Below are 10,945 nucleotides of genomic sequence, written 5' to 3' on the forward strand. Positions count from 1 at the left end.
AACCGGGACCGGCCCGAGGCCGGGACGCGCCCGCAGCCCGCCCGGGCCGACCGGTCCCCGCCCCCCGGGGACGCGACCACCCGGCAGCCCACCCGGCGCAGCCCAGCGCATGGAGGAACCATGGACCCGACGACCGCGGACCCCCGCTTCGAGGACGGAGCCCAGTTCATCGCCGGCCGCCTCACCGAAGGCACCGGCGACCGCCCCTTCGACGTGGTCAACCCGGCCGACGGCAGCACGGTCCGCCAGGTCCGCCTCGCGTCCACCCGCGACGTCGACGAGGCCGTCGCCGCCGCCCGCGCCGCGTTCCCCGACTGGTCTCGGGCCACCCCCGGCGCCCGCGCCGAGGCACTCACCCGCCTCGCCGCCGTCCTCGCCGACCGCTCGGACGACCTCGCCCGCACCGAGACCGCCCAGACCGGCAAGCCGATCAAGCTCTCCACCGAGTTCGACGTCCCCGGCACCGTCGACAACACCGGCTTCTTCGCCGGGGCCGCCCGCAACCTGGAGGGGAAGGCCGCCGGCGAGTACTCCGGCGACCACACCTCCTACGTGCGGCGCGAGGCGATCGGCGTCGTCGGCTCCATCGCCCCCTGGAACTACCCGCTCCAGATGGCCGCCTGGAAGATCCTCCCGGCGGTCGCGGCCGGCAACACGGTCGTCCTCAAGCCCGCCGAGCTCACCCCCCTCACCGCGCTGATGTTCGCGCAGGCCTGCACCGAGGCGGGCCTGCCCGACGGCGTCGTCAACGTCGTCACCGGCGACGGCCGCACCGCCGGCGAGCACCTGGTCTCCCACCCCGACGTCGCGATGGTCTCCTTCACCGGCTCCACCGCCGTCGGGCGCCGTGTCGCCGAGCTCGCCACCCGCACCGTCAAGCGCACCCACCTCGAACTCGGCGGCAAGGCCCCCTTCCTCGTCCTCGACGACGCCGACCTGGAGGCCGCCGTCCACGGCGCGGTCGCCGCCTCCCTCATCAACACCGGCCAGGACTGCACCGCGGCCACCCGCGCCTACGTCCAGCGGCCGCTGTACGACGCCTTCGTCGAGGGCGTCGCCGAGCTCTACGGCCGGGTCCGCCTCGGCGACCCGATGAACCCGCACACCGACCTCGGCCCCCTCGTCTCCTTCGCCCAGCGCGACCGCGTCGCCGCCTTCGTCGAGCGCGCCCGCGGGTACGGCGCCGTCATCGCCGCAGGCGGCGAGGCGCCCGCCAAGGGCCACGACGGCACCGACCTCACCCTCGGCGCCTACTACCGCCCCACCCTCGTCACCGGTGTCCCCCAGGACGCCGAGATCGTGCAGAGCGAGGTCTTCGGCCCCGTCCTCGCGGTCCTCCCCTTCGACTCCGACGACGAGGGCCTGCGCCTCGCGAACGACACCCCCTACGGCCTCGCCGCCTCCGTCTGGACCCGCGACGTGCACCGCTCCCTGCGCGCCACCCGCGAGATCGCGGCCGGCTGCGTCTGGGTCAACGACCACATCCCGATCATCAGCGAGATGCCGCACGGCGGCTACAAGGCCTCCGGCTACGGCAAGGACATGTCGCAGTACTCGCTCGACGAGTACACCCAGGTCAAGCACGTCATGTACGACACGACCGCCGCCGCCCGCAAGGACTGGCACCGCACCGTCTTCGGCGACAGATGACCGAGCCGGCCGGCCGCCCCGCACGCCCCCGTACCGGGGCGGCCGGCCCCCTTCCGCTCCTCACCCCCACAGGAGGGCTGCACCCCATGGATCCGTTCGACGGACTGCCGGACCCCGTGCTCAAGGCCTGGCGGCGCAGTGCGACATCCGGTCGCGCGGCCCTCACCCGCCGGTCGCTGCTGCGCACCGCCGGGCTGGGCGCCGTCGCGACCGCCGCCCTCACCGGCTGCGGCATCCCGGCCGCCTCCCAGGCCTCGTCCGGCACCGCCGCCACCGAGGACCACTCCGCCGAGGAGAAGGTGCTCAACTTCTCCAACTGGCCCCTCTACATCGACGTCGACGACAAGGACAAGAACCGCCGTCCCACCCTCGACGCCTTCACGAAGGCCACCGGCATCAAGGTCGCCTACACCGAGGACATCGAGGACAACGACGACTTCTTCGGCAAGATCCAGGCCCAGCTCCGCGCGGGCCAGGACACCGGCCGCGACCTGATGGTCCTCACCGACTGGATGGCCGCCCGCGTCATCCGCCTGGGCTGGGCCGAGACCCTCGACGCCTCGAAGCTCCCGCACGCCTACGCCAACCTGTCCGCGCAGTACCGCAACCCCGACTGGGACCCCGGCCGCACCCACTCGTACCCCTGGGCCGGCATCGCGACGCTCATCGCCTACAACAAGAAGGCCACCGGCGGGAAGGCCGTGACCAGCGTCGACCAGCTCCTCACCGACCCCGCGCTCAAGGGCCGCGTCACCCTCCTCACCGAGATGCGCGACACCATGGGCCTCACCCTGCTCGACATGGGCAAGGACCCCGGGAACTTCACCGACGACGACTTCTCCGCCGCCGTCGCCAAGGTGCAGAAGGCCGTCGACAGCCACCAGGTCCGCGCCTTCACCGGCAACGAGTACGCCAAGGACCTCGCCAGCGGCAACATCCACGCCTGCATCGCGTGGGCCGGCGACCTCGTCCAGCTCAAGGCCGACAACCCGGACATCGAGTACGTCATCCCGGAGGCCGGCTACCTCGCCTCCACCGACAACATGCTCATCCCGCGCCGCGCCCGCCACAAGGCCAACGCCGAGCGGCTCATCGACTGGTACTACCGGCCCGACGTCGCCGCCGAGCTCGCCGACTACGTCAACTACTTCACGCCCGTCGACGGCGTGGCCGAGGCCCTGCAGAGGATCGACCCCGAGGCGGCGAAGAACCCGCTGATCATCGCCGACAAGGCGATGGCACGGAGGAGCCACGCCTTCCGCGCGCTCAGCGAGGCCGAGGAGAAGAAGTACCAGGGCGCGTTCGCCAAGCTCATCGGCGCCTGACGGCCACCGGCACACGAGGGACAGCGAGAGAACTGATGACAGAGCAGCACACCGCCGAGCAGGCCGGCGACGGACGGACGCCGGACGTCCCCGCTTCGGAGACGCCCGCGACGGAGGCCCCCGCGAAGGCCGCCCCCGCGACGGAGGCGCCCGTGAAGGACGGCGCCGCCGAGGCCCCTGCCACCGAGGCCGCCCCCACCGAGGCCGCCCCCGCCGAGGCCACCGCCGCCGAGGCCCCCGCGAAGGCCGCCCCCGCGCCCGGCGCACCGGCCGGGACCGCACCGGAGGCCGCCGGGCAGGACGTCCACCTCACCGGCATCTCCAAGACCTTCGGCGACTTCACCGCCGTCCGCCCCCTGGACCTCACCATCCCGGCCGGTTCCTTCTTCGCCCTGCTGGGCGCCTCCGGCTGCGGCAAGACCACCACCCTGCGGATGATCGCCGGCCTGGAGGACCCCACCACCGGTGCCATCGTCATCGGCGGCCGCGACGTCACCGCCCTGCCGCCCTACAAGCGGCCGGTCAACACCGTCTTCCAGAACTACGCCCTCTTCCCCCACCTCGACATCTTCGAGAACGTCGCCTTCGGCCTGCGGCGCCGCGGCAGGAAGGACGTGAAGAAGCAGGTCGACGAGATGCTGGAGCTCGTCGAGCTGGGCCCGCTGGCCCGCCGCAAGCCCCACCAGCTCTCCGGCGGCCAGCAGCAGCGCGTCGCCGTCGCACGCGCCCTGATCAACCACCCCCAGGTCCTGCTCCTGGACGAGCCGCTCGGCGCCCTCGACCTCAAGCTGCGCCGCCAGATGCAGCTGGAGCTCAAGCGCATCCAGACCGAGGTCGGCATCACCTTCGTCCACGTCACCCACGACCAGGAGGAGGCCATGACCATGGCCGACACCATCGCGGTGATGAACGCGGGCCGCATCGAGCAGCTGGGCGCCCCCGCCGACCTGTACGAGAACCCGGCCACCACCTTCGTGGCCAACTTCCTCGGCCAGTCCAACCTCCTCGCCGCCGCCGTCATCGGCCGCCAGGGCGGCGACCTGCTGCTCGACGTCTCCGGCACCCGGCTGACCCTCCCCGCCGGGCGCGCCGCGGGCGACCGCGACCGCCTGCTCGTCGGTGTCCGCCCCGAGAAGCTCACCCTCACCCACGCCGACGACGCCGCGACCGTCGCCGAGGGCCGCAACCGCATCACCGGCACGGTCCTGGACGCGAGCTTCATCGGCGTCTCCACCCAGTACGTGGTGCGCGCCGCCTGGGGCCAGGAGATCGCGGTCTTCGAGCAGAACATGGAGCGCGACACCCGCATCGCCCCCGGCGCCGAGGTCGTCCTGCACTGGAACCCCGCCCACGCCTTCGCCGTCGACGCCGACCAGGACGTCCACGCCGGCCAGGAGGAGGCCGTATGACCTCCCACGCCACCGCCGTCCTCCCCGGCGCGGGCGCGCCGCCGGAGGCCGGCGGCCAGGGGCCCGTCCCCGCGGCCGTCGGCAGGGCGGCCCGCCGCCGGCGCCGCATCCCCTACCTGCTGCTGCTCCCGGGCCTCGCCTGGCTGCTGGTCTTCTTCGCGCTGCCCACCGTCTACCAGGCCTCCACCTCCGTGCAGACCGGCTCCCTGGAGACGGGCTTCCGGGTCACCTGGCACGTCGCCACCTACTGGGACGCCCTGCGTGAGTACGGGAGCCTCTACGGCTGGTCCTTCGTGTGGGCCGCCATCGCCACCGCCCTGTGCCTGGCCCTCGGCTACCCGCTGGCGTACACCATCGCCTTCAAGGCCGGCCGCTGGCGCAACGTCGTCCTGGTGCTGGTCATCGCACCGTTCTTCACCAGCTTCCTCATCCGCACGCTGGCCTGGCAGACCATCCTCGCCGACGGCGGCTGGGTGGTCCGCACCCTCAACGCGGTCCACCTGCTCGACGTCACCGACGCCCTGCACTGGACCCGCGACCACCGGCTGATGCAGACCCCCTTCGCGGTGGTCTGCGGCCTGACCTACAACTTCCTGCCGTTCATGGTGCTGCCGCTCTACACCTCGCTGGAGCGGATCGACCCCCGCCTCCACGAGGCCGCCGGCGACCTGTACGCCCGGCCCTTCACCACCTTCCGCAAGGTGACGTTCCCGATCTCGCTCCCCGGCGTGGTCGCGGGCACCCTGCTCACCTTCATCCCGGCCTCCGGCGACTACATCAACGCCCAGCTGCTCGGCGGCGTGCAGGACAAGATGATCGGCAACGTCATCCAGAACCAGTTCCTCACCCAGGTGAACTACCCGCTGGCCGCGGCGCTCTCCTTCATTCTCATGGCCTTCATCCTGGTCATGATCAGCCTCTACATCCGCAAGGCCGGGACGGAGGACCTCGTCTGATGGCCGCCCCCCTCCGGTGGCTCCGCCGCCACCTCGTCGTCATCGCCGCAGCCCTCGTCCTGGCCTACATGATCATCCCCAACCTGGTGGTGATCGTGTACTCCTTCAACAAGCCCACCGGGCGCTTCAACTACACCCTCAGCCACTTCTCCACCGACGCCTGGCAGCACCCCTGCGACGTCGCCGGCATGTGCGACGCCCTCGGGCTCAGCCTCCAGATCGGCGTCTACGCCACCGTCGGCGCCACCGTCCTCGGCACGATGATCGCCTTCGCCCTGGCCCGCTACCGCTTCCGCGGCCGGCCCTTCGTCAACGCGCTCATCTTCATGCCGATGGCCATGCCCGAGATCGTCATGGCCGCCTCCCTCGGCACGCTCTTCCTCAACACGCGGGTCGAGTTCGGCTTCTGGACGATCCTCATCGCCCACATCATGTTCTGCCTCAGCTTCGTGGTGACCGCCGTGAAGGCCCGCGTGGCCTCCATGGACCCGCGCCTGGAGCAGGCCGCCCAGGACCTCTACGCCACCCCGACGCAGACCTTCCTGCGCATCACCCTGCCGCTGGCCGCCCCCGGCATCGCCGCCGGAGCGCTGCTCAGCTTCGCCCTCTCCTTCGACGACTTCGTGATCACCCAGTTCAACTCGGGCTCCACGGTCACCTTCCCGATGTTCGTCTGGGGTTCGGCGCAGCGCGGCACGCCCGTCCAGGTCAACGTCATCGGCACCGCCATGTTCCTCACCGCCGTCGTCCTCACCGCCGGCGGCCAGTGGATCGCCAACCGGCGCCGCGCCCGCGCCTGACCGGAGCGGGGCCGGCCGCTCCCGGCCGGCCCCGCTCCCGCACGTCCCGACCCGCCAGAGAGCAGTTGATAATGCATGGATCCCGCCTCCTCGCTTAAGGACGCCCGGCCCACCCCCTTCTGGCTGGAGGACCCCGGCCGCCCCGAGCCGCTGGCGGCCCTCGTCGGCGACACCCACTGCGACCTGCTGGTCGTCGGCGGCGGCTACGCCGGGCTCTGGACCGCACTGGTCGCCAAGGAGCGGGACCCCTCCCTCGACGTCGTCCTCGTCGAGGGCCACGAGACGGGCTGGGCCGCCTCCGGCAGGAACGGCGGCTTCTGCGCCGCAAGCCTCACCCACGGCTTCGGCAACGGGCTCCAGCGCTGGCCCGGCGAGCTCACGCAGCTCGAGAAGCTCGGCGCCGCCAACCTCCAGGCGATCGAGGACACCCTCGGCCGGTACGGCATCGACTGCGACTGGGAGCGCACCGGCGAACTCGACGTCGCCACCGAGCCCTACCAGCTGGACTGGCTCCACGAGGTCGCCGAGCAGGTCGCCCCCTACGGCGTCGGCCTCACCGTGCTCGACGCCGCCCAGGTCCGCGCCGAGGTCGACTCGCCCACCTTCCTCGGCGGCGTCTGGGACAAGGACGGGGTCGCCATGGTCCACCCGGCCAAGCTCGCCTGGGGCCTGCGGCAGGCCTGCCTCGGCCAGGGCGTCCGGATCTTCGAGCACACCCGCGCCACCGCCCTGGAGGAGAACGGCAGCGGCATGGCCGTGCGCACCTCCTACGGACGCGTCTTCGCCCGCCGGGTCGCCCTCGCCACCAACGCCTTCCCCTCCCTCCTCCGCCGCGTCCGCCCCTACGTCGTCCCCGTCTACGACTACGCCCTGATGACCGAGCCGCTCGACGACGCGCGGCTCGCCTCGATCGGCTGGCGCAACCGGCAGGGGCTGGGGGACTCCGCCAACCAGTTCCACTACTTCCGGCTCTCCGGCGACAACCGGATCCTGTGGGGCGGCTACGACGCCGTCTACCACTACCGCGGCCGGGTGCGCAGCGAGCACGACCAGCGCCCCGAGACCTTCCGCAGGCTCGCCGGCCACTTCTTCCGCACCTTCCCCCAGCTCGAAGGCGTCCGGTTCACCCACGCCTGGGGCGGCGCCATCGACACCTGCACCCGCTTCGCCGCGTTCTACGGCACCGCCCACCGCGGCCGCGTCGCGTACGCCACCGGCTACACCGGCCTGGGCGTCGGGGCCACCCGCTTCGGCGCCGAGACCGTCCTCGACCTGCTCGCCGGGGAGCGCACCGAGCGCACCGAGCTGCGGATGGTGCGGGAGAGGCCGCTGCCCTTCCCGCCCGAGCCCTTCCGCTGGGCCGGGATCGAGCTCACCAAGTGGTCGCTCGACCGCGCCGACCGGCACGCCGGGCGCCGCAACCTCTGGCTCAAGGCGATGGACCGGCTCGGGTTCGGCTTCGACAGCTGAGCCGTTCCGCGCCGTCCTCCCGGCCCGTTCAGCGCCGCGCCGCGCCGCGCCGCGCCGCGCCGCGCCGCGCCGCGCCGCGCCGCCCCGCCCCGCCCGGGCGGGACGGCGTGTGCCGTCCGCCCCCGCCCGTTCCGTCCTGTCCCGCCCGTCTCCGCCCGCCCCGCCTGTCTCGGCCTGTCCCGCCCGTCGCCTTCCGCGCGGGAGACTGACCCCATGACAGCAGGGGACGCATCCGGACACCCGGACACCGCCGAGCAGCCGTACGCCACCGCGCAGCCGGAGGCGGCGCCGCCCGGAGAGGCCCTCACGCCGGACCAGGCACGGCTGCTGGAAGCAGCCCTCCCCGTCTGCGCGCTCCACCGCCTCGCACTCGCCGGCCCCAGGGCCCTCCGTGCCCAGGGCCTGCGCCCCGCCGTCCTGCGCCCGGCGGAACTCGACCTGGCCACCGGCGAGTCCACGCCCCTCGGCACGATCACCGCGGACCTCGCCCGCGCCTGGCACGACGCGGGGTACGTCGTGCGCCCGCAGCACCCGGACACCGCCCTGTTCGCCGGCCTGGTGGTCACGCCGCCGGTCCCGGGCGACGCCGGCCCCCCGCTCGCGGTGTCCGGCGGCGACGTCGCGGGCCCGCCCGCCGTCACCGTGTCCGTCGCCAAGAGACCGCTGGCCCACCCGCCGGTCCCGGTCGAGGTGGAGCCCGGTCTCACCGTCCCGGTCGTCTCCCGGGACGACGCGGCCTGCCTCGTCCTCACCGCGGCGGCCGAGCGCACCCTGCCCGACGACCTCCTCGCGGTGCACGCCCTGACCGCCTGGGTCGGCGACGCCGCGATGCCCGCCATGGCCCGGGCCTTCGACGACGACTTCCACCCCGCGGCCCTGGCCGAACGCCTCGGCCGGCTCGCCGCCCTCGACGACGAGGTCTACCTCGCTCTCGGTGCCGGCCCCGAGGAGGTCGACGCCGCCAAGCGCTGGGCGCTCGCCTGGGTGCAGGACACCACCCTTGACCTCCTGGAGGGCCGGGAGGACCCCGACTCCTACTACGACCACCCCGACACACCCGGCGCCGGAGCACCGGAGGGGGCGGACGGGGCTGCGGACTCCTACGGCCTGTAAGGCGCACGGCCGATTCGCCGCCACGCTGCTCGTTGAGCGCCGCCGCCGTCCGCCGGACACTGGACACAGCGAGGCACCCGACTCCGGAGGCAGACGACCTTGAGCAAGCACATCACCCACTGGATCGGGGGCGCCCCGGTCGCGACCGCCGGCACCGCACCGCGCCGCGGCGACATCTTCGACCCGGCGACCGGCAAGGTCTCCGGACAGGTGGACTTCGCCGGGATCGCCGAGGTCGACCAGGCCGTCTCCGCGGCCGTCGAGGCCTTCGCCACCTGGCGGCACACCTCGGTCGCCCGGCGCGCCCAGGTGCTCTTCGCCTTCCGCGAGCTGCTCAACACCCGCAAGGACGAACTCGCCGCGATCATCGTCTCCGAGCACGGCAAGGTCCACTCCGACGCCCTCGGCGAGATCGCCCGCGGCCTAGAGGTCGTCGAGTACGCCTGCGGCATCCCGCAGCTCCTCAAGGGCGGCTTCACCGAGCAGGCGTCGACGGGCGTCGACGTCTACTCGATCCGCCAGCCGCTCGGCGTCGTCTCGGTCATCTCGCCGTTCAACTTCCCCGCCATGGTGCCGATGTGGTTCTTCCCCATCGCGATCGCCGCCGGCAACACCGTGGTCGTCAAGCCCTCGGAGAAGGACCCCTCCGCCGCCAACTTCCTCGCGGAGCTGTGGAAGGAGGCCGGGCTCCCCGACGGCGTCTTCAACGTCGTCCACGGCGACAAGACCGCCGTCGACCGCCTCCTGGAGCACCCCGACGTCAAGTCCGTCAGCTTCGTCGGCTCCACCCCCATCGCCCGCTACGTCTACGAGACCGGCACCCGCTACGGCAAGCGCGTCCAGGCCCTCGGCGGCGCGAAGAACCACATGCTGGTCCTCCCCGACGCCGACCTGGACCTCGCCGCCGACGCCGCCGTCAACGCCGGCTTCGGCGCGGCCGGCGAGCGCTGCATGGCCGTGTCCGTCCTGGTGGCCGTCGACCCGATCGGCGACGAGCTGGTCGAGAAGATCAAGCAGCGGATGGCCACCCTCAAGGTCGGCCCCGGCTGCAACGGCGACTCCGACATGGGCCCCCTGGTCACCGGGCAGCACCGCGACAAGGTCGCCTCGTACCTGGAGTCCGGCCTCGCGGACGGTGCGGAGCTCGCCGTCGACGGCCGTACCCACCCGGTCGCCGAGGCCGACGCCCACGGCGGCTCCACCGCCGACGGCTTCTGGCTCGGCCCGACCCTCTTCGACCACGTCAAGCCCGGCATGTCCGTCTACAGCGACGAGATCTTCGGCCCGGTGCTGTCGGTGGTGCGGGTGACCTCCTACGAGGAGGGCCTGGAGCTCATCAACGCCAACCCCTACGGCAACGGCACCGCGATCTTCACCAACGACGGCGGCGCCGCCCGGAAGTTCCAGAACGAGGTCGAGGTCGGCATGATCGGCATCAACGTTCCGATCCCGGTTCCCGTCGCCTACTACTCCTTCGGCGGCTGGAAGGCGTCCCTCTTCGGCGACACCCACGCCTACGGCGCCGACGGCGTCCACTTCTTCACCCGGGGCAAGGCCGTCACCCAGCGGTGGCTCGACCCGTCCCACGGCGGGATCAACCTCGGCTTCCCCACCAACAGCTGAGCTGGTCCCGGTCCCGGTCCCGGTTCCCCGTCCGACTCCGGCCCGGCAGGCCGCCGCACGCGCCCTCGCGCATGCGGCGGCCTGCCGGTTTGCATGCGGGGGCCCGATGCCCGTAGAGTTCCACGGTCGCTCGGCAGGGAGCACCGGACACGCGTCTGCGCGGACGGTCCCGGAGCGGCCATCTCCCCGATCCACCCCCTCCACGTGCGCGAGTGCGGCGACGGCGTGTGCCGTCCGCTCCGGACTCGCGTCGGTATCCGTATTCGCGTGCGAATGCGGTACGTGCGGCGGGTGCGGAAAAGGGAAATGCGGCGGGTTTGGACCTCCGGTCCGGATTCGCTAGAGTCTGATCTCGCCGACGGGGCCCGAAAAGGCCAGGTCGGCAGGCTTTCCGGAGTCGGAGGGCGCGGAACGGCGAGGCAGGGATCTGCTAGAGTCGGAAAGCGCCGGAAGGCGAAGGAAAGAACGCAGGAACCCCGCCGGCGGGGGTCAGCGAAGCGGAGAGAACACTCCGCGGGTCTGATAAGCTGGAGACACGGAAGAACGAAGCGCCCGGAGGGGCCCGCAGGGGCCGCGAAGGAAGCGTCCGTTCCTTGAGA

General features: G+C 72.6%; 8 protein-coding genes. All 8 read left to right on the forward strand.

The window, feature by feature from the left end:
• Positions 1 to 120 precede the first annotated feature (120 nt).
• Complete coding sequence (locus LO771_RS22035) at positions 121 to 1,650, forward strand: gamma-aminobutyraldehyde dehydrogenase (protein WP_230655126.1); 1,530 nt, start codon at positions 121 to 123, stop codon at positions 1,648 to 1,650.
• An 86-nt stretch (positions 1,651 to 1,736) separates the two neighbouring features.
• Positions 1,737 to 2,975, forward strand: a complete 1,239-nt coding sequence (locus LO771_RS22040; RefSeq protein ID WP_230655128.1) for a PotD/PotF family extracellular solute-binding protein — start codon at positions 1,737 to 1,739, stop codon at positions 2,973 to 2,975.
• A gap of 35 nt (positions 2,976 to 3,010) precedes the next feature.
• Entirely contained in the window at positions 3,011 to 4,384 is a 1,374-nt protein-coding gene (locus LO771_RS22045) for an ABC transporter ATP-binding protein (RefSeq protein ID WP_230655130.1), read from the forward strand.
• Positions 4,381 to 5,340, forward strand: a complete 960-nt coding sequence (locus LO771_RS22050) for an ABC transporter permease (RefSeq protein WP_230655133.1) — start codon at positions 4,381 to 4,383, stop codon at positions 5,338 to 5,340. The genes LO771_RS22045 and LO771_RS22050 overlap by 4 nt, the downstream gene beginning before the upstream one ends.
• Complete coding sequence (locus LO771_RS22055; RefSeq protein WP_230655137.1) at positions 5,340 to 6,140, forward strand: ABC transporter permease; 801 nt, start codon at positions 5,340 to 5,342, stop codon at positions 6,138 to 6,140. Before LO771_RS22050 ends, LO771_RS22055 begins: the two co-directional genes overlap by 1 nt.
• 75 nt (positions 6,141 to 6,215) lie before the next feature.
• On the forward strand, positions 6,216 to 7,610 hold the full coding sequence (locus LO771_RS22060) for an FAD-binding oxidoreductase (RefSeq protein ID WP_230655139.1): 1,395 nt from the start codon (positions 6,216 to 6,218) through the stop codon (positions 7,608 to 7,610).
• Between the two features lie 213 nt (positions 7,611 to 7,823).
• Positions 7,824 to 8,723, forward strand: coding sequence for a hypothetical protein (locus tag LO771_RS22065; protein WP_230745238.1), 900 nt, complete (start codon positions 7,824 to 7,826; stop codon positions 8,721 to 8,723).
• Positions 8,724 to 8,822: 99 nt separating this feature from the next.
• Positions 8,823 to 10,346: a CoA-acylating methylmalonate-semialdehyde dehydrogenase gene (locus LO771_RS22070; RefSeq protein ID WP_230745248.1), complete on the forward strand. Its 1,524-nt coding sequence runs from the start codon at positions 8,823 to 8,825 to the stop codon at positions 10,344 to 10,346.
• Positions 10,347 to 10,945 lie beyond the last annotated feature (599 nt).

Source organism: Streptacidiphilus sp. ASG 303 (assembly GCF_020991365.1).
Taxonomy (GTDB): domain Bacteria; phylum Actinomycetota; class Actinomycetes; order Streptomycetales; family Streptomycetaceae; genus Peterkaempfera.

Excerpts from the sequence above, each read along its gene's own strand:
- LO771_RS22035 (WP_230655126.1), top strand. The coding sequence starts at position 121 with ATGGACCCGACGACCGCGGACCCCCGCTTCGAGGACGGAGCCCAGTTC.
- LO771_RS22040 (WP_230655128.1), top strand. The coding sequence starts at position 1,737 with ATGGATCCGTTCGACGGACTGCCGGACCCCGTGCTCAAGGCCTGGCGG.
- LO771_RS22045 (WP_230655130.1), top strand. The coding sequence starts at position 3,011 with ATGACAGAGCAGCACACCGCCGAGCAGGCCGGCGACGGACGGACGCCG.
- LO771_RS22050 (WP_230655133.1), top strand. The coding sequence starts at position 4,381 with ATGACCTCCCACGCCACCGCCGTCCTCCCCGGCGCGGGCGCGCCGCCG.
- LO771_RS22055 (WP_230655137.1), top strand. The coding sequence starts at position 5,340 with ATGGCCGCCCCCCTCCGGTGGCTCCGCCGCCACCTCGTCGTCATCGCC.
- LO771_RS22060 (WP_230655139.1), top strand. The coding sequence starts at position 6,216 with ATGGATCCCGCCTCCTCGCTTAAGGACGCCCGGCCCACCCCCTTCTGG.
- LO771_RS22065 (WP_230745238.1), top strand. The coding sequence starts at position 7,824 with ATGACAGCAGGGGACGCATCCGGACACCCGGACACCGCCGAGCAGCCG.